Source organism: Flavobacterium fructosi (genome assembly GCF_042787335.1).
Lineage (GTDB): Bacteria > Bacteroidota > Bacteroidia > Flavobacteriales > Flavobacteriaceae > Flavobacterium > Flavobacterium fructosi.
The window spans coordinates 14,041-31,841 of the sequence record NZ_JBHZQA010000007.1 but is presented as its reverse complement, the minus strand read 5'-3'; the positions used below and the strand labels follow the sequence as shown (position 1 = coordinate 31,841).

The window sequence follows — 17,801 nt, the reverse complement described above, 5'->3', positions numbered from 1 at the left end:
TTTTTTAACAAAAAAGGTAGATTTGTGATATGTTAAGCGATTAGAAAACCTAGATTTTTGCTATATTCGTACGTTCAAAAAAACATTCAAAATGAAACAATTATTATCAGTTTTACTTGCCTTTGCCATGAGTATGTTGAGTGCCCAGAGCGTTCAATCTCCTTCCGGTAAAATTTCGGTTGATTTTAAATTAGCAGGAGATGGCCAGCCAACTTATTCGGTAAATTACAAAAGCAAAGCGGTAGTTTTGGAAAGTGCTTTGGGAATAAAATTAAAGGATAAACCGGCTTTAAATGTTAAATTTGAAATTGTTGGTTCAAAAACAGCCACTTTCAATGAATCTTGGAAACCAGTTTTAGGAGAGCAATCTAATATTGTTAATCATTACAATGAGCTTACTGTTTCTCTTGTTCAAAAAGAAACACATGTAAAAATGAATATCATTTTCAGAGCTTTTGATGAGGGAGTAGCGTTCAGATATGATTTTCCAAAACAAGCGGATTTGAATTATTTCATTATTTCCGATGAAGTTACTCAATTTAATTTGACAGAAAATAACAAAGTGTTCTGGATTCCAGGAGATTTTGACAGCAATGAATATGAATATAATGAAACAAAGCTTTCCGAAATAGACAACTCTAAAATAAACATGAATAATGGCATTGGTGTAAAATCCATTCCTGGAAAATATATGGTACAAACACCTTTGATGATGAAATCTCCGACGGGTTTGTATGTTAATATTTTTGAGGCTGCAGTTGTGAACTATCCTGTAATGCATCTGAATGTAGATGTAAACAATTACAAATTAACAGCTCAATTGGTACCTAACGCCATTGGAGACAAAGCTTATTTGCAAACGCCTTGCGTATCACCTTGGCGAACTATTATGATAAGTAATGATGCCCGAGATATCGTAGGGTCTAAAATGATTTTAAACTTAAATGAACCTTCTAAAATTGATGACACTTCATGGATAAAACCAATGAAATATGTTGGAATCTGGTGGGAAATGCACGTAGGAAAATCAACTTGGGATTATGCAGGGTCACAAAATGCAACTAATTTTGCAGACGCACCAAAAGCTTCAGGAAAGCATGGCGCAACGACGGAGAATACCAAAAGATATATCGATTTTGCAGCCAAAAATGGTTTTGACGGCGTATTGGTAGAAGGTTGGAATGTAGGTTGGGAAGATTGGAACGGAAACTGGAAGGAAGAAGTTTTTGATTTCACGACACCTTATCCGGATTTTGATATTGCGGCTCTTTCGGCTTACGCCAAAGCAAAAAACGTGAAAATGATTATGCATCATGAAACATCAGGTTCTGTTGCTAATTATGAGCGCCATTTGGATCGTGCTTTCGAGAATATGGTTAAATATAATTATCCCGCAGTTAAAACAGGATATGTGGGTAAAATTATTCCGCGAGGAGAATTTCATGATGGACAAACTATGGTAAATCACTTTAATTTTGTTGCCAGACGTGCAGCCGATTATAAATTAATGGTTAACTCACATGAATCATCACATCCCACAGGTTACGGAAGAACGTATCCAAATTATGTTGCTGCCGAAGCCGCTCGTGGGACTGAATTTAATGCGTGGAGTATAGGAAATCCACCGATGCACGAAACAATTTTACCATTTACAAGACTTTTGGGTGGGCCAATGGATTATACGCCTGGAATTTTTGAAATAAAAATGAGTTATTATGACAAAAATAAAACAGAGCAAGTTCATACAACATTAGCAAAACAGCTGGCTTTGTACGTAACAATGTATTCTCCAATTCAAATGGCAGCTGATTTACTTGAAAATTATGAAAAATATCCAGATGCTTTTCAATTTATAAAAGACGTAGCAGTAGATTGGGATGACAGTACATATTTACAGGCGGAGCCAGGGGATTATTTAACAATTGCGAGAAAAGCAAAAGGTAAAGAATCTTGGTTTCTAGGAGCAATCACAGATGAAAATGCTAGAAAATCGGAAGTAAAATTAGATTTTCTTACCAAAGGAAAAAAGTATAAAGCGATTATTTATGAAGATGCAAAAGATGCTGATTGGAAGAATAACCCAATCGCTTACAAAATTAAAACGATGGTTGTAACAAGCAAATCGAAAATTAATTTGAATTTGGCACCAGGCGGAGGGACAGCAATAAGTTTTGAGCCAATTAACTAAATTATCAAATCCTGCAAGTATCTAAAATCTTGCAGGATTTTTTTTGATTTTTTAATATATAATTATGCAGGAATGTCGAACTTGCGATGCAAATAAATAATTAAAAGTTAGCAAAATTTTTGAATCACAATCTATCACCGTATGAGAAAAACAACATTTCTGGCAGTATTATTTTTGAATGGAATTACTCTTTTTGCACAAACTAAAGAGGAGCAAACGTTAAAAGAAATTTACAAATCATCATTAACCAACTCAAAATGCTATTCTTGGTTGGATTACTTATCCAATAAAATAGGTTCTCGTTTATCAGGTTCGGCCAGCGCAGAGAAAGCGGTTCAGTATACCAAAACACAATTGGAAACATTAGGGCTTGACCGGGTTTATCTTCAGGAAGTGATGGTGCCAAAATGGGTTCGCGGCGAAAAAGAAACTGCTTTCATTCAAGACAATAATACTAAAATAAATGTGCCTATTTGTGCATTGGGAGGTTCTGTTGCTACCGCAAAAAACGGACTTACAGCTGAAGTAATTGAAGTGCACAGCATAACAGAATTAGAAGCTTTAGGAGCTAAAATTAAAGGGAAAATAGTTTTTTTCAACCGACCGATGGAAAAGGAACAAATTGAAACATTTAATGCTTATAGTGGATGTGTAGATCAAAGATTTACAGGAGCCAAAGAAGCTTCAAAATTTGGTGCTTTGGGTACGATTGTACGATCTATGAATCTTCGATTGGATGATTTTCCTCATACAGGAGCACAGAGTTATGGCGATATTAAAAAATTACAATACATTCCGGTTGCCGCTATTAGTACAAACGGAGCGGAATTATTGAGCAAAAAATTAAAAAGTAATCCCAAATTAAAATTCTATTTTAAACAATCCTGTAAACAAATGGATGATGTTTTATCCTATAATGTCATAGGAGAGATAAAAGGAAGTGAACATCCAGAAAACATTATGGTTGTTGGTGGGCATCTTGATTCTTGGGATTTAGCCGATGGTTCTCATGATGATGGAGCAGGAGTGGTTCAAAGTATGGAGGTCGTAAATATTTTTAAAAACTTGGGATATAAACCGAAAAACACAATCCGTGTTGTACTTTTTATGAATGAAGAAAACGGGGGTAAAGGCGGAAAAAAATACGAAGAATTGGCTCAAGCCAACAAAGAAAACCACATTTTTGCTTTAGAAAGTGACTCCGGCGGATTCAGTCCCAGAGGTTTTTCTTTAGAAAGTGATGATGCTAATTTTAATAAAATTCTAGGATGGAAAGATCTTTTTGAGCCGTATTTAATCCATAGTTTTGTAAAAGGACATGCCGGTTCAGATATTGGACCATTGACTTCTAAAGCGCTTGTGAAAGCAGGTTTAAAGCCAGATTCCCAACGTTATTTTGATTATCACCACGCCTTGAATGATACATTTGATGCTGTCAATAAAAGAGAATTAGAATTAGGAGCGGCAACAATGGCTTCGCTAATGTACTTAATAGATCAAAGTGGGATCGAGGTTGTTAAGTCTAAAATTTAACAGTAGAAGCTATAACGTCCATTATGAATGCTAAATTCTCAACATCTAAAGGATATTGTGAATTTAGCACCTTCATTTATTTTACTTTCAACTGCAATTCGGCCACCTAAACGGGTGATGTGATTGTAAACTAGATACAGTCCTATACCGTTACTATCAATGTTACTGTGGAATTTTTCATACAATCCAAAAATCTTATCTTTCACTTTATCCATATCGAAACCAAGTCCCTCATCTGAGAAAATTAATTGTTTAACCCCATTGACTTTTTTAGATTGGATCGTTATAACGGGTGTATGCTGTGGTTTTACATATTTAATCGAATTGGTTAATAAATTCAAAAAAATACTTTTCATATATGCTTTGTTGAAATTAATGTTCTCAAAATCTAAAAAATCAACATTAATAATTGCTTTTGAATCCTGTACCAATGAATTTACGGACATAAGTACTTCATTGAGCGATTCACTTAAATTCAATTCTTCTATATGAGTATTTATGCTCTCATTTTCAACAAGTTCATCGATTGAGCTGTTTAAAGTTTGTTTTAAATTTTCACTGGTTAATTTAAGAATATTAATTAATTCCAATGTTTCCGGATCATTGATTTTAGAAACATCGATGAGACTAAAAACGGAAAGCATATTGTTAATGGGAGATTTTAAATCGTGTGAGGTTTTGTGTGATAAAACGGTAAGTTCCTTATTAATTTGCGTAAGATTGGTAAGAAGTAAGTTGCGCTCTTCTTCAATTCTTTTTTTATGGGTGATGTTCTTGGCAATCGCATAAACTAATTTTTCCGACTCGACAGGCATTGAGGTCCATGATAACCAAACAATGGCTCCATTTTTAGTTAAATATCTATTTTCAAAATTTAAAAGCGGCTTGTTTTTATATACTTGTTCCCTCGTTTCTAATGTAATTTTAAGGTCTGGCGCATAAACAAAACTACTTATGGGTTTAGCATACAATTCCGCATCTGAATACCCTAATAATTTTGAAACAGCCGGATTTATTCGCTTGAAATAGCCATCAAAACCTGCAATACAAATTAAATCAGCTGATATATCAAAGAAATTATCAAAGTGATAGGTCCCGTCTGAATCAGGATTTGCTTTTTTTATAGCCATTGAATTTAAAAGTTGTTTTTATTGGGATTTTAGATAAATACAAATTTTATGAAATGTTTACTTGTAAATGAAAACATAATCTCAAATTTAGCTAATAATTATTTATAATAAAGCAATGGTATACACAAATTTATAATTAAAGTAAAATGGATCGCTATCATTTAAATAAAAAATGGTTTAAACAAAAAGAGGCTGTCATTTTACAGACAGCCTCTTCTTTATTACAATTTGTTATTAAACGGTTCACCACCTTGTGTAATTAATCTAAAACTGATTTACAGTTTTTCTTATAGCCACTAATTTGGTCATTAAATTTTCGAAATAGTCTAAATGCAGCATATTAGCCCCGTCACTTTTTGCATTAGCGGGATCAAAATGTGTTTCTATAAAAATCCCATCAACGCCAACAGCAATTCCTGCTTTGGCAATAGTCTCGATCATATCTGGTCTTCCTCCTGTTACCCCAGCCGTTTGGTTGGGTTGTTGTAGCGAATGTGTTACATCCAGAACTGTAGTCGCATATTGCTGCATGGTAGGGATACCTCTAAAATCAACAATCATATCTTGGTACCCAAACATAGTTCCACGATCCGTAACCATTACATTTTGATTGTTACAATCCAATACTTTCTGTACCGCATGTTTCATGCTTTCAGGACTCATAAACTGCCCTTTTTTCAGGTTTACCACTTTTCCAGTATTGGCAGCAGCCACCACTAAATCAGTTTGACGAACAAGAAATGCTGGAATTTGAAGCACATCAACGTATTGCGCAGCCATTTCGGCATCTTCATTGGTATGAATATCCGTTACAGTAGGAACCCCAAAAGTTTTTGATACTTTTTCCAAGATTTTCAATGCTTTCTCATCTCCAATTCCAGAAAAACTGTCAATTCTGGAACGATTCGCTTTCTTAAATGAACCTTTAAAAACAAAAGGAATTTCTAATTTATCAGTGATACCAATTAATTTTTCGGCAATACGCATTGCCATTTCTTCTCCTTCTATGGCACAAGGTCCAGCCAGAAGGAAGAAATTACCACTTTTAGTATGCTTGATTTGTGGAATAGTATGTATGTTCATAGTAGTTGTTTTTTGAAAGTGCAAAGGTAATTAGAAAATATGATTTAGTATTTTTTTGAAGCTATTTCCTGCTATCCGTTACAATCTTTTATTTTTTTAAAGAAAAAAATTAAAGGATTTTCCCTTCTATCAGGGCTAGGGGGCTCGTTTACAATTTAATTTTTCTTTAAAATAAGACCAACCGGCACCATTAAAATTCCTTTTTCGTAAATGTTCAAATAGAGTTTTACAGGTTTTTTTTGACCATCCCATTTTAATTCATAAACGTCTAGAAAACCAGCACCCAAATCGGTTCTTTTGGTTGGGAAAGGACAACAGCTTTCTAATTTTGTATAATTGATTATTTCGCCTTTTGGCCCTGCTAAAGCATTTAAAAACCGTTCTTGATTAATGGAGTCATCTATAGTGGTTCGGTAAAAAATATTGATGGGGTAATCTTGATCATAACCATATTTTTTGTCCTTGCTGTATTCCGTAATTATGAAAGTATTGTTTTGAGATAATGTGAGAACAGGGGCGTTATCATCTACATTTTTCAAAGTAGATTTACTGCTTACACAAGATGCAGTGACAATTAACAAAGCGATAAAAAGGACCGTTTTTTTCATAAATTTATTTGTTTACTTACTTTTTGAAGCAAGGTATATTTCATTTTTTATTCCTATTAAAAATAGAAAATACTAATTTAACCACAAATATAAACAGAACTTCAAACGGTTTCGCTACTTCAAACAAGAATTGTAACTTAATTGTGATATTTTTAAAAAGGAGAATCCTTATTTTTGTAAAAAAAATAAACAATATGAATATTATTTTTCAAACTTGGCCTTGGTATGTTTCTGGGTTTTTAATAGGCATGATTATGCTCTGTCTGATTTATTTCGGAAAGGCTTTCGGAATGTCATCTAATTTGCGTTCGTTGTGTTCTATGGCAGGAGCGGGGAAATATGTTTCTTTTTTTAATTTTGACTGGAAATCACAACGCTGGAATTTAGTGGTCGTTGTAGGTGCAATGTTGGGTGGTTTTGTAGCAGTTTATTTTATGAGCGATCCTTCAAATGTTGATATAAACCCAAAAACGATTGCCCAGTTAGCACAATTAGGAATAGATGCTCCAAACGGAAAGCTGATGCCGGATGCACTCTTTGGAACCCAAATTTGGCAATCTCCAAAATGCATTCTTATTCTACTAACAGGAGGCATTCTAATTGGATTTGGAACCCGTTATGCAGGTGGTTGTACTTCAGGTCATGCCATATCAGGATTGAGTAATTTGCAGCTTCCATCCTTGAAGGCGGTTATCGGATTTTTTATTGGGGGGTTAATTATGGCGCATTTTTTATTACCATTAATTTTTTAGAATATGAACGTATTAAAATATTTACTTGTAGGATTTGTTTTTGGAATTGTACTCACCAAATCGGAGGCAGTTTCGTGGTATCGAATTTATGAAATGTTTCAATTTCAATCGTTTCACATGTACGGAATTATTTCTGTGGCAATTGCTACAGGAGTCATTGGTATTCAACTTATAAAAAGAAACAATATAAAGGACATAAAAGGGCAACCAATAGAAATTCAGGACAAAGAAAAAGGTTCTACCCGTTATTGGATTGGCGGAATATTTTTCGGACTGGGTTGGGCACTTGTAGGTTCTTGTCCCGGGCCCATATTCATTCTTCTTGGCGCTGGTTTTTGGAGTGTTCTAATCATCTTTTTCGGCGCTTTATTAGGAACTTTTATATACGGATTATTCAGAGATAAACTGCCTCATTAATCATCCTAAAGCGTTATTCAAAATAGCACTTTCAAAAAAGAGAGTGCTATTTTTTTTTGTTTAATTTTAAAATACCAACAACGATTAAATATTGAGCGGTGATATAAGTGGACATAATTAGTAGAGAACTGAATTTAAGAGGTTCGTAAAACTTATTAAAAGCCAGTATGCTATCGGAACAAACAAAAATAACTGCTCCTAATAAAATATAGATATTTGCGGGAGCGTTCCATTTTAAATACCCTTTAAAAGCAACCAAAAGCATCGTAGATAAAACGATTGCATACACAATAACAGGAATTTTTAAATCACCCAGCCTTGGTAATAAAACAGCAAGCATTACCATTAGGTAGACTACAATTGCAGTGATGCCTACCCAAAATATGGCCTTATTTTTATTTGAATATATTCGTAATTGTTTGCTGAATAATAAGATATAAGCAATGTGAGATAATAAAAAAGAAACCAATCCGATTATAAAATACAATTCATCTTTATCAGCAAAAAGTAAAACAACATCGCCTATCCAAGAAAATAGTAAAGCTGTTAGTAGGAATTTTTTAGAAGGAAAGTCGCTGCAAGAATAAACAGCAAGAAAGAGAAAAGGAACCAAAAATGGTTTTATAAACCAAGATATGTCCTCTCTACCCAAAATAATTAATAAAAGATAAGCAAAACTAATTGCAATGAAGGCTTTGAATGATAAGGTACTTCTCATGAAATGTTTTTAAGATTATGCGACAACTACTGTTTCTTTTTCAAAATTCACACTGACAAAGTAGACGGAGGCTATTAAGGATAACGTAAGATACACGATAATGATATAATTGGCATAAGGGAATAGTTGATTCATGCCAAACCAATCACCAAAAAATGAAATAATCCCAATGCCAAAAATAAATCGTATGCTTTCACAGAATATTGAGACCTTTCTCGTGTCCATCAATTCCGTATAACTATAAACAGTAACAAAGATGAAAGCGCCATATACAAATACATTTGGCAAACCAATAATAGCAATAGAATTATAGAGATACGTAATAAATAATAAGGTTATTAAGGTTTGGATCATGGACCAAATCATCAATTTTGTGGAATGATTAGTTCCATATTTTGCAAAATCATAAACATTTGTAATTTTGTGTACGGGATATTTTTCTTCAAAATTTTTAGGACGCCACCCAGTTGGTTTAAACCAAATGGTTAATTTATCTTTCCAATTTTCCGCCCGCCACGCATCTGTAATCAATAACCACAAATGTTGAAAGTTAATCCGAATTGGATTCCATGTTTTTGCAGGCCTTGTTATGCCAAAGACAGGAGGAACCGCTTCTAATTCTTCTTGAAAAGTTCCAAATAACTTATCCCAGATTATAAATATTTGAGAGTGGTTTTTATCCATATATTCTGGATTTATAGCGTGATGTACCCTGTGATGAGAGGGTGAAACAAGAATGTTTTCAAGAAAACCAATTTTTTTTATGTGTTTTGTATGATACCAAAATTGGAGAAATAAATGAATAGGAAGCATAATGGCAATGACTTTTGATGGAACGCCCAAAAGTGCTGCGGGAATCAATAAAAAGGTGAATAGGTTGACGAAACTTGATACAGGCTGCCGTAAAGCACAAGCTAAGTTAAACTCTTCACTGCTATGATGAATGGCATGTTTATTCCACAAAAAATTAATTTGATGGGACAAACGATGGCTCCAATATCCGTAAAAATCAATAGCTATAAAGCCAACAATATAAGCGATATTAGTAGCCTCTAAATGGAATATGGCAATTTTTGAGGCAATCCAATCATACGATATTAGCGTAATACTTAGACCCAAAACGTCTTTCACGGAATTTACCATTCCTGAACTTATGCTAGAAATAGAATCCATATTAGGAGCTGTATTTTCTCCCTTGTAGTACCCGTATAGTTTTTCTAACAAGATTAATATTAAAAAAATGGGCATCACAAAAACTAATATTTTACCGTATTCTTCCATTTACTCTTATTATTTTTTCAAATATATAATAAAACTGTAAATTTTTTAAGGTATTGATGATAATTTATTTATGTGGTATAATATTGAGCAATTAGATTTTAATAAAAATAATCGAAGCTGCCTTTTTTTAATAAATTGGTTTTTGGTGTGAAAAAATAGTTTCAAAATTGTATTTTTCACAGTAATCAAAAAAATTACTGAAGTTTAATGGTCAAAATCGAAAATTCCAAACTTAATTTTCGATGTTTTCAACGAATTTTAAACTTGGAATTTTGAATTAATAATTTTCATAGGGCATTTACACCAGTAATTAAACTATTTCAGCACTCAATCCTGCTTCAAGTAGTTGTGTGCATTGCGGTTTCAGCTTATCATAGGGACCAGTTTTTACGGTGCATTTCCCATTATAATGTACTATTAATGAACATTGTTCCGCCTGTTCTGCGGTATGTTGACAAATACGTATTAGTGTGTCTATTACGTGATCAAAAGTATTTACATCATCATTATACACCACTATTTCGTTGTTAATAGATGTAACTTCTTTTTTGCTTACTTTTTCTCTTATTTTTTCTTTAGTACTCATTTTTACATAATTTGGGTTTAAATAAAAATACAGTTGATTTATTTTTTCCTAAACATACAAAATATAAAATTTTGTATTGTTTCAAAGGGCGTTTCATGGTCTTCATTAATACATTTTAGCTTTTCAAAATTGCTGTTAAATTGCTTCTCAAGAGCTGTTTCTGTATATTGTTTTATCTCAAGACCGCTACATTTAGTAGGTCCTTTGTCAGAAAAGGTTCCTACAATTAAAAATCCGGTAATCCACTTTTGAGCAATTGCAAGATATTTATTTATTTGACCTTCCGTGGTCAAAAAGTGAAACGTGGCTCTGTCATGCCAAATATCATAAGCGGTATCTGGAACAAATTCAGTGATATCTGAAACGATCCAAGTAACTCTGTCAGCTTTATCTCCCAAACGAATTTTTGCTCGTTCTAATGCTTTTGATGAAATGTCTAAAACCGTTAAGTTTTCGTAACCATCTTCCAATAAATAATCAATGAGTTTACTGTCGCCACCTCCGATATCAATAATTTTTGATGATTTATCCAAATCAGTTTCTCGGATAAAATCAAGGGAGGTCTTAGGATTTTCTTGTGTCCAGCTTACTTCGTTGGGTTGTTTCGTTTCATAAACCGTGTCCCAATGATTTCTTCTGTTAGTTTCCATAATAATTGATACTAAATTACGTATTTTAATGAAACCCAGTTGTTTTTTTCGAATTTTTTAACATAACTTAAACCTTTTTCCGTACAAGAAGCATCGATAAATGGGATGTCTTCAACGTAGAAACCGCTTAAAAGCAAGGTTCCTTTATCATTTAAACAATCCACATAGCTTTGCATGTCATTCAACAAAATATTTCGATTGATATTGGCGATAATCAAATCGTATTTTTTACCTTTCAATAATGAAGCATCTCCTTCATAAACTGTAATATGTTTACATTTATTGCGTTCTGCATTTTCGATTGAATTCAAATAACACCAGTTGTCAATATCGATTGCATCAATTGGTTGTGCTCCTTTCATTTCAGCAAGAATAGCCAAAATTGCCGTTCCACAGCCCATATCAAGTGTTTTCATTCCCGTTACATCGATTTCTAATAAATGTTGGACCATCATATGAGTGGTCTCGTGATGACCCGTTCCAAAACTCATTTTTGGTTCAATTACAATATCAAATTCAGCATCCGTTTTTGGATGAAAAGGCGCACGGATGTGACAGTTTCCTTGCACATCAATTGCTTCAAAATTCTTTTCCCATTCCTCATTCCAATTTACTTGTTCGATTTCTTCAAAAGTATATTCGATTTTAAATTCTTCCGATTGCAAAATATAGATATTATCTAGAATATTTTCATCCCATAAATCCTTTTGAACAAAAGCAGATATTCCTGTTTCAGTTTCTGTAAAACTTTCAAATGCTTTTTCTCCCAGTTCTGCAATTAATATTTCCGAACCTAATTCTTTTGGCTCTATAGCGAAATGATAGCCTATATAAATGTTTGACATGTTTATTTTTTTTGCAAAGGTAGTATTATCTAATTCCATTGAATAATGAAAACTAAAAAAAAAGAGGTTTGAATGCTTTGAGGCCACTGAAAAAGTCTTTTTTAAGGATTAAATGTAATCATAAGACCTTTTAGATGTTAGTTCAGCAACAAAAAATTCAATTCAGTCCGTATTCTTCGTTATATGATTTAATCGTTCCCTAGGATAATTTGCTAAGGAAAATAAATGACTTGATCGATTTTTCATTTATCTACGATGAGTTGCTAAATAAATATTGTATAAATAATGGTCGCACAGCAGAAAGTCCAGTGCGTATGTTCAAATGTTTACTTGTGAAAACAATTTATACCGTGTCAGATGTTGATGTAGTGGAGCGCTCTCGTTTCGATATGTCGTTTAAGTATTTTTTGGAAATGGCACCAGAGGTAGATGTTTTAAATCCTAGTTCATTGACGAAATTCCGAAAATTACGTTTGAAGGACACCGACTTATTAAATCTATTGATTGGCAAAACAGTATCTATAGCCGTTGAAAAGGGTATCATCCGCTCCAAGTCTATTATAGTTGACGCCACACATACTTCATCAAGATCGAATCCATTTTCGGCGATTGAAGTATTGAGAGAGCGTTCCAAACTACTACGAAAAACGGTTTATTTATTTGATGACCAATGGAAAGAACGCATGCCAAAGAAGAACAATACCGATGAATTGGAAAAGGAATTGACCTATTGTAAAGAGTTGGAGAGAGTAATTGAAAAAGAGCAATCTTTAAGCGCTATACCTGCTGTAAAGGAAAAATTAAACTTGCTTAAATAAACAATAGAAGATACTCAGGAAAATTTTACGTTATCAAAAGATACAGATGCCAAAACAGGTCATAAATCCGCTGATAGTTCCTTCTTTGGATATAAGACTCATTTAGCGATGACCCAAGAGTGCATCATTACAGCGGCTGAAGTCACATCAGGCGAAAAAAGAGATGGACCAGAATTGCCTAAACTCTTAGAAATTAGTCAGGAAAACGGAATCGATGTTGATATTATCATTGGCGATGGAGCTTATGCAGGAAAAGAAAATCTCAAACTCATAAGAGAGCAAAATATTAAAGTGGTAGCCAGGCTAAATGTTACAATAGCACAAGGGGCTAGAAAAGACGAAGATAAATTTGATTACAATAAAGATGCCGATAGATTTGTTTGTCCTGCAGGTCTTATGGCTATACGCAAGGTTGTTCAGGGTAAAAAAAATGTTGGAAAAAATCAAGTACAAACCTACTATTTTGATGTAGAAAAGTGTAAGTCTTGCCCTTTAAAAGAAGGTTGTTATAATGAAAGAACCAAGACAAAAACATATTCGGTGTCGATAAAATCGGACTTACATCAAGAACAAATCAGCTTTCAAGAAACTGGCTATTACAAAGAAAAAGCAAAACACCGATATAAAATAGAAGTGAAAAATAGTGAGTTAAAAAATGTATATGGTTATGATAGAGCGATATCGAATGGTATTACCAATATGTAAATGCAAGGTGCAATAGCAATTTTCGCGGTCAACTTAAAAGGAATACTGAAATTAATATAGGAAATCAGAACCTAAATGAGCTTTATGCAAAATGAACCTATAGAATTCTAAAATAGACTTATGCAGCTTCAAATAAAAAACAGTTATAAAACGAAAACGCTTATAACGGATCTTTAAAAATCCTGCTATAAGCGTTTTTTTATTGTCTAAAAAGAACTCTAATCCAAATAAGCGATGTTTTTCAGTCCCCTCAATGCTTTCGAACCTCTTTTTTTAACGTTGTAGTTTTTTTTTAAATGGCATTTATTATCGAAACGAAATCATCGGCTTTTAGTGCAGCTCCACCAATAAGACCCCCATCAACATCTGGTTTAGAGAAAATTTCTTTTGCATTTTCAGGTTTTACGCTTCCTCCATAAAGAATAGATACATCTTCTGCAATATCACTTCCAAAAGCTTTACGAACTGTTTCTCTGATGAATTCGTGCATTTCCTGCGCTTGCTCCGGTGAAGCAGTTTCACCTGTTCCAATTGCCCATACTGGTTCATATGCTAAAACAATATTTTTCCAATTTGAAGCTTCAATATTGAATAAACCATCTTTCAATTGATTCTCAACAATATTAAAATGATTTTTAGATTGACGGTCTTTCAATTCTTCTCCAAAACAGAAAATAACAGTCATATCATGCTCCAAAGCTGTATTTACTTTACCTGCGATTAAAGCATCAGTTTCATTAAAAATGGCTCTGCGTTCAGAATGTCCAAGAATAACTGTTTTTACACCTACACTTTGTAACATATCTGCAGAAATCTCACCTGTAAAAGCGCCACTTTCTGCTTCATGCATATTTTGTGCAGCAACTTTAATATTTGTAAATTCTAAATGATCAACTGCAGAAGCTAAATTCACAAAAGTAGGGGCTACTATAACTTGTGCGTTTGTATCGGTTGGTATTTTAGCGATTAGCTCATTCAATAGATCTTCAGTTTGTTCTGCATTTTTATGCATTTTCCAGTTTCCTGCTACAATCTTCTTTCTCATTTTAGTTAGTGTTTTTTATTTAGTTTATTTATACCTTAAATTTAGATTCACGAAATCCTAATTACTTTTATTTTAATTTTTTTAAAGTTTCATTTATTTTGTCAAAATCAGTTTCGATCGCACGATACAGAACAATTTTACCTGTTTTGTCAATAATTATATATCTAGGAATCCAATCTAAATCAATAGCTTTTCCAAAAACACCTTTCATTTGATCATTCGCCATGAAATGTTCTCCTTTTAATTCGTGTTTTTCAATACCTGTCTTCCATTTATCTGCAGCTTTGTCCATCGAAATAAACACATAAGCAACATCAGGATTATTAGCCTGTAATTCTTTAATTTTCGGCATTGCTTTTACACAGTCGCCACACCAAGAAGCCCAAACTTCCACTACCAAAGTTTTGCCTTTGTATTTTTTTAAGATATCCTTAAATGCAACTTGGCTATCATTAGTTGATAATAATGTTTCCGATAAAGCTTCTTTTGAAAATGTTGTTTTTTGTTGTGCGTTTGTGCAAGAAATTGCAACGAAAGCTATTAATAAAGCGAATATTTTTTTCATTTTTTTATAATTTTAGTAAAGTTAAACAAAGAAATGGAAAGAGATATATAGAATTACAATTTTTGAAAGCAGAATTCAAAAATCTAAATATAATATCGTTATAGTTAATAAAAATTTGACTTCTATCAATTTAAAATGTAATTTGTAAATATCTTTTTTATTTAAAACTCAAAAAGCAATTATTCCATAATTTATTTTTTGTATCTAAACAAGAAAAAGTGTAAAGCTTTAAACTTTAAATAATATTATAATTTCAAATCCGAAATGTCATTATAATGTACTTTTTGAAGAATAGTTCCGTGCTCTAGAACTACAATGCTTGGATTCGCTCTTTCGATAGTTTTCAAAGCGATTGCATCACAGAAATAAAAATCAAAAGTGAATCCGAATTGTTTTTTTACCTTTTCGATATCCTCCTGAGTTGAAGCTGTCATACCTATTACTTTATAGCCTTTTGCTTTTGCCTCCAAGTTTAATTTTTCGAGTTTCATCAAACCAGTTTTATCAGCATGAAGTAAATCGTATGACACAATCATAACTAATTTTGGTTCTTGTAAAAATTCATCTTTGTAGTCAGATCCGTCTTTTTCCATTACAAAATCATGAATAGGAGGAACGTAACCTTCTGTAATTACTTTGTCTTTTCTATCTACAAATGTTGCTCCAGCTGGAATCTTCATTAAATCCTTTTCGGTAAATTCGGTGTCAACACCATTTACTTTATAGACAAACACCATTTCGACTACGCTTTTTGGGGCGTCGTCTGGAATTCTCATTCCTTTTTGGATATTGATTCCCACTTTATACGGACGAAAATCTTTCAATGGCAAATGGTTTATAACCCAATATCCCATAAATGCACATAAAGCAATACTCGTGAAAGCCAAAGTATTTAGAACGGTATTCCCAAATAATGGTTTAACCAATTTTTTATTAAAAAATAGAATCAATATAAAAAATAATAAAACCACATCTTTAGTAAAGGATTGCCAAGGTGTTAAATGCAGTGCATCACCAAAACAGCCGCAATCTTTTACGACATCATAATAAGCAGAATAAAAAGTTAAGAATGTAAAAAACACAATCAATAATAACAAACTGTTGATCGTAAATTTTGATTTGTGGCCTATGAGTAACAGGAAGCCCAAAACCACTTCAAGGATAACTAAAAACAAAGCTATTGCTAATGAAAATGGCACTAAGAAAGGTAAGTTGAAAACTGGTTCGCCAAAATACTCTGCCAGTTTATAAGAAAAACCAATAGGATCATTCAGTTTTATTAATCCTGAAATAATAAATAATAATCCAACGAAAATCCGCGAGAACTGAGTAATTATATTTTTCATAGTTTTATTTTAATTTTTATTTCCAAATCCCATTAGAATAAGTGCAAAAACAGCATAATTAATCATATCCTGATAATTGGCATCAATTCCTTCTGAGACCAGCGTTTTTCCTTTATTATCTTCAATTTGTTTGACACGAAGTAGTTTTTGCAAAATCAGATCAGTGAGCGAACTGACACGCATGTCACGCCAAGCTTCACCATAATCATGATTTTTGTCTTCCATTAAATTTTTAGTTGATTTTACTTTTGCATTGTACAATTCAGTTGCTTTTTCAACATCTAAATCAGGCTGATCAACAACGCCTAATTCCAATTGAATTAAAGCCATAATGGAATAGTTGATGATTCCGATGAATTCGCCTGTTTCATCTTCATCAATTTTACGAACCTCATTTTCTTGTAAACTTCTGATTCTTTGTGCTTTTATATAAATTTGATCGGTCAATGAAGGTAATCTTAAAATACGCCAAGCACATCCGTAATCTTTCATTTTATTGATAAATAGTGAACGACAAATCGCAATTACGTTATCGTATTCCTTTGAAGTATTCTTCATTATTGATGTATATTTGTCTAAAATTTCCTCAAAAATAGCATATTTTTTTTAAATTAAGAATGAACGAGAAATAATGTTGAATGAGGATTAATGATTTTTGGGGCTTGAATTTTTTATAACGGATTACTGCAACTGAACACTAAAATAATGACTATTAATTGCAAAGGACAACTTATCGACTTATCTACTCCCAAAGTAATGGGGATTTTGAATGTAACTCCCAACTCCTTTTTTGACGGCGGAAAGTATAAAAATGATAATGAAATGCTATCTCAAGTCGAAAAGATGGTAACCGATGGTGCTACCTTTATCGATATTGGCGCCTATTCCAGTAAACCAAATGCCGAGTTTGTATCTGAGGTGGAAGAAATTTCAAGAATTGTTCCAGCTATTAATTTAATTCTGAAACATTTTCCAGAAACGATCCTGTCTATTGACACTTTTAGGAGCGAAGTGGCGAAAGCAAGTATAGAAAATGGTGCTGCAATCATTAACGATATTTCGGCAGGACATTTAGATGATAAAATGTTGGAGGTAATTGGAAAATGTAGTGTTCCTTACATTATGATGCATATGAGAGGAACACCTCAAACCATGCAAACGTTAACTGTTTACGATGATATTATAAAAGAAATGTTGTTCTATTTTTCGGAACGAATTGCAAAAGCAAGGAGTTTTGGAATTAATGATTTAATTATCGATCCTGGTTTTGGCTTTGCCAAAAAACTGGACCAAAATTATGAAGTGTTTCAAAAAATGCAATTGTTTAACATGCTTGAGTTGCCACTTTTAGTTGGAATTTCCAGAAAATCAATGATTTATAAAGCGTTAAATACCAGTATCGAACAAGCTTTAAACGGAACAACAATATTAAATACTTTAGCATTATCAAAAGGAGCAAAAATCCTTCGTGTTCACGATGTAAAAGAAGCAATGGAATGCGTTACTTTATTTAATAAAATCAATTCATAAA

General features: G+C 32.9%; 17 protein-coding genes and 1 pseudogene. 6 read left to right on the top strand and 12 right to left on the bottom strand.

Annotated features, from left to right (window positions below; translation table 11 throughout):
• The first annotated feature begins 91 nt into the window (after positions 1–91).
• Together ACFX5D_RS11515 and ACFX5D_RS11510 are read left to right on the top strand one after the other, a co-directional pair.
• On the top strand, positions 92–2,188 hold the full coding sequence (locus ACFX5D_RS11515; protein WP_379858337.1) for a glycoside hydrolase family 97 protein: 2,097 nt from the start codon (positions 92–94) through the stop codon (positions 2,186–2,188).
• 141 nt (positions 2,189–2,329) lie between these two features.
• The gene (locus ACFX5D_RS11510) at positions 2,330–3,721 is read left to right on the top strand and encodes a M20/M25/M40 family metallo-hydrolase (RefSeq protein WP_379858336.1); all 1,392 of its coding nucleotides are present in this window, start codon (positions 2,330–2,332) and stop codon (positions 3,719–3,721) included.
• 38 nt (positions 3,722–3,759) lie between these two features.
• Here ACFX5D_RS11510 and ACFX5D_RS11505 read toward each other — a convergent pair whose 3' ends face one another.
• The 3 genes from ACFX5D_RS11505 to ACFX5D_RS11495 all read right to left on the bottom strand — a co-directional run bounded on the left by ACFX5D_RS11505 (position 3,760) and on the right by ACFX5D_RS11495 (position 6,542).
• A complete protein-coding gene (locus ACFX5D_RS11505; protein WP_379858335.1) occupies positions 3,760–4,851 on the bottom strand; it encodes a PAS domain-containing sensor histidine kinase in 1,092 nt (363 codons plus the stop codon).
• A gap of 264 nt (positions 4,852–5,115) precedes the next feature.
• Positions 5,116–5,934 carry a 3-deoxy-8-phosphooctulonate synthase gene (gene kdsA, locus ACFX5D_RS11500; protein ID WP_379858334.1) on the bottom strand — a complete coding sequence of 273 codons (819 nt, stop codon included), beginning with the start codon at positions 5,932–5,934 and terminating at the stop codon, positions 5,116–5,118.
• Between the two features lie 155 nt (positions 5,935–6,089).
• Complete coding sequence (locus ACFX5D_RS11495; RefSeq protein ID WP_379858333.1) at positions 6,090–6,542, bottom strand: 2-dehydro-3-deoxyphosphooctonate aldolase; 453 nt, start codon at positions 6,540–6,542, stop codon at positions 6,090–6,092.
• A gap of 194 nt (positions 6,543–6,736) precedes the next feature.
• Between ACFX5D_RS11495 and ACFX5D_RS11490 the strand changes: the two genes are divergently transcribed.
• Together ACFX5D_RS11490 and ACFX5D_RS11485 are read left to right on the top strand one after the other, a co-directional pair.
• Positions 6,737–7,294 (top strand): YeeE/YedE family protein, encoded by a 558-nt coding sequence (locus tag ACFX5D_RS11490; RefSeq protein ID WP_379858332.1) that lies wholly within the window; start codon positions 6,737–6,739, stop codon positions 7,292–7,294.
• Positions 7,295–7,297: 3 nt separating this feature from the next.
• Entirely contained in the window at positions 7,298–7,711 is a 414-nt protein-coding gene (locus ACFX5D_RS11485; RefSeq protein WP_379858331.1) for a DUF6691 family protein, read from the top strand.
• 46 nt (positions 7,712–7,757) lie between these two features.
• Here ACFX5D_RS11485 and ACFX5D_RS11480 read toward each other — a convergent pair whose 3' ends face one another.
• The 5 genes from ACFX5D_RS11480 to prmA form a co-directional block, all read right to left on the bottom strand.
• Positions 7,758–8,429, bottom strand: coding sequence for a lysoplasmalogenase (locus tag ACFX5D_RS11480; RefSeq protein WP_379858330.1), 672 nt, complete (start codon positions 8,427–8,429; stop codon positions 7,758–7,760).
• 15 nt (positions 8,430–8,444) lie between these two features.
• Positions 8,445–9,710 carry a sterol desaturase family protein gene (locus ACFX5D_RS11475; RefSeq protein ID WP_379858329.1) on the bottom strand — a complete coding sequence of 422 codons (1,266 nt, stop codon included), beginning with the start codon at positions 9,708–9,710 and terminating at the stop codon, positions 8,445–8,447.
• Positions 9,711–10,020: 310 nt separating this feature from the next.
• Complete coding sequence (locus ACFX5D_RS11470) at positions 10,021–10,296, bottom strand: ATP-dependent Clp protease adaptor ClpS (protein ID WP_379858328.1); 276 nt, start codon at positions 10,294–10,296, stop codon at positions 10,021–10,023.
• Positions 10,297–10,334: 38 nt separating this feature from the next.
• Positions 10,335–10,946 carry a class I SAM-dependent methyltransferase gene (locus tag ACFX5D_RS11465; RefSeq protein ID WP_379858327.1) on the bottom strand — a complete coding sequence of 204 codons (612 nt, stop codon included), beginning with the start codon at positions 10,944–10,946 and terminating at the stop codon, positions 10,335–10,337.
• Positions 10,947–10,957: 11 nt separating this feature from the next.
• Complete coding sequence (gene prmA, locus ACFX5D_RS11460; RefSeq protein ID WP_379858326.1) at positions 10,958–11,791, bottom strand: 50S ribosomal protein L11 methyltransferase; 834 nt, start codon at positions 11,789–11,791, stop codon at positions 10,958–10,960.
• A 134-nt stretch (positions 11,792–11,925) separates the two neighbouring features.
• Between prmA and ACFX5D_RS11455 the strand changes: the two are divergent.
• Positions 11,926–13,314: pseudogene (locus ACFX5D_RS11455) on the top strand (IS1182 family transposase).
• A gap of 292 nt (positions 13,315–13,606) precedes the next feature.
• Here the strand turns inward: ACFX5D_RS11455 and tpiA are convergent.
• The 4 genes from tpiA to ACFX5D_RS11435 all read right to left on the bottom strand — a co-directional run bounded on the left by tpiA (position 13,607) and on the right by ACFX5D_RS11435 (position 16,828).
• Positions 13,607–14,359 carry a triose-phosphate isomerase gene (gene tpiA, locus ACFX5D_RS11450; protein WP_379858325.1) on the bottom strand — a complete coding sequence of 251 codons (753 nt, stop codon included), beginning with the start codon at positions 14,357–14,359 and terminating at the stop codon, positions 13,607–13,609.
• Positions 14,360–14,426: 67 nt separating this feature from the next.
• Complete coding sequence (locus ACFX5D_RS11445) at positions 14,427–14,924, bottom strand: TlpA family protein disulfide reductase (protein ID WP_379858323.1); 498 nt, start codon at positions 14,922–14,924, stop codon at positions 14,427–14,429.
• 245 nt (positions 14,925–15,169) lie between these two features.
• Positions 15,170–16,270 (bottom strand): BT_3928 family protein, encoded by a 1,101-nt coding sequence (locus ACFX5D_RS11440; protein WP_379858322.1) that lies wholly within the window; start codon positions 16,268–16,270, stop codon positions 15,170–15,172.
• A gap of 9 nt (positions 16,271–16,279) precedes the next feature.
• Complete coding sequence (locus tag ACFX5D_RS11435; protein WP_379858321.1) at positions 16,280–16,828, bottom strand: DUF1599 domain-containing protein; 549 nt, start codon at positions 16,826–16,828, stop codon at positions 16,280–16,282.
• Positions 16,829–16,975: 147 nt separating this feature from the next.
• On the opposite strand from ACFX5D_RS11435, the gene folP reads away from it, so the two are divergent.
• The gene (gene folP / locus ACFX5D_RS11430) at positions 16,976–17,800 is read left to right on the top strand and encodes a dihydropteroate synthase (RefSeq protein ID WP_379858320.1); all 825 of its coding nucleotides are present in this window, start codon (positions 16,976–16,978) and stop codon (positions 17,798–17,800) included.
• Position 17,801 lies beyond the last annotated feature (1 nt).

Bases quoted from the DNA above. Each gene is read 5' to 3' on its own strand.
- ACFX5D_RS11465 (WP_379858327.1), bottom strand. From the start codon at position 10,946: ATGGAAACTAACAGAAGAAATCATTGGGACACGGTTTATGAAACGAAA.
- ACFX5D_RS11480 (WP_379858330.1), bottom strand. From the start codon at position 8,429: ATGAGAAGTACCTTATCATTCAAAGCCTTCATTGCAATTAGTTTTGCT.
- ACFX5D_RS11470 (WP_379858328.1), bottom strand. From the start codon at position 10,296: ATGAGTACTAAAGAAAAAATAAGAGAAAAAGTAAGCAAAAAAGAAGTT.
- ACFX5D_RS11440 (WP_379858322.1), bottom strand. From the start codon at position 16,270: ATGAAAAATATAATTACTCAGTTCTCGCGGATTTTCGTTGGATTATTA.
- tpiA (WP_379858325.1), bottom strand. From the start codon at position 14,359: ATGAGAAAGAAGATTGTAGCAGGAAACTGGAAAATGCATAAAAATGCA.
- ACFX5D_RS11515 (WP_379858337.1), top strand. From the start codon at position 92: ATGAAACAATTATTATCAGTTTTACTTGCCTTTGCCATGAGTATGTTG.
- ACFX5D_RS11490 (WP_379858332.1), top strand. From the start codon at position 6,737: ATGAATATTATTTTTCAAACTTGGCCTTGGTATGTTTCTGGGTTTTTA.
- ACFX5D_RS11445 (WP_379858323.1), bottom strand. From the start codon at position 14,924: ATGAAAAAAATATTCGCTTTATTAATAGCTTTCGTTGCAATTTCTTGC.
- ACFX5D_RS11435 (WP_379858321.1), bottom strand. From the start codon at position 16,828: ATGAAGAATACTTCAAAGGAATACGATAACGTAATTGCGATTTGTCGT.
- ACFX5D_RS11485 (WP_379858331.1), top strand. From the start codon at position 7,298: ATGAACGTATTAAAATATTTACTTGTAGGATTTGTTTTTGGAATTGTA.
- prmA (WP_379858326.1), bottom strand. From the start codon at position 11,791: ATGTCAAACATTTATATAGGCTATCATTTCGCTATAGAGCCAAAAGAA.
- ACFX5D_RS11475 (WP_379858329.1), bottom strand. From the start codon at position 9,710: ATGGAAGAATACGGTAAAATATTAGTTTTTGTGATGCCCATTTTTTTA.
- ACFX5D_RS11505 (WP_379858335.1), bottom strand. From the start codon at position 4,851: ATGGCTATAAAAAAAGCAAATCCTGATTCAGACGGGACCTATCACTTT.
- folP (WP_379858320.1), top strand. From the start codon at position 16,976: ATGACTATTAATTGCAAAGGACAACTTATCGACTTATCTACTCCCAAA.
- kdsA (WP_379858334.1), bottom strand. From the start codon at position 5,934: ATGAACATACATACTATTCCACAAATCAAGCATACTAAAAGTGGTAAT.
- ACFX5D_RS11510 (WP_379858336.1), top strand. From the start codon at position 2,330: ATGAGAAAAACAACATTTCTGGCAGTATTATTTTTGAATGGAATTACT.
- ACFX5D_RS11495 (WP_379858333.1), bottom strand. From the start codon at position 6,542: ATGAAAAAAACGGTCCTTTTTATCGCTTTGTTAATTGTCACTGCATCT.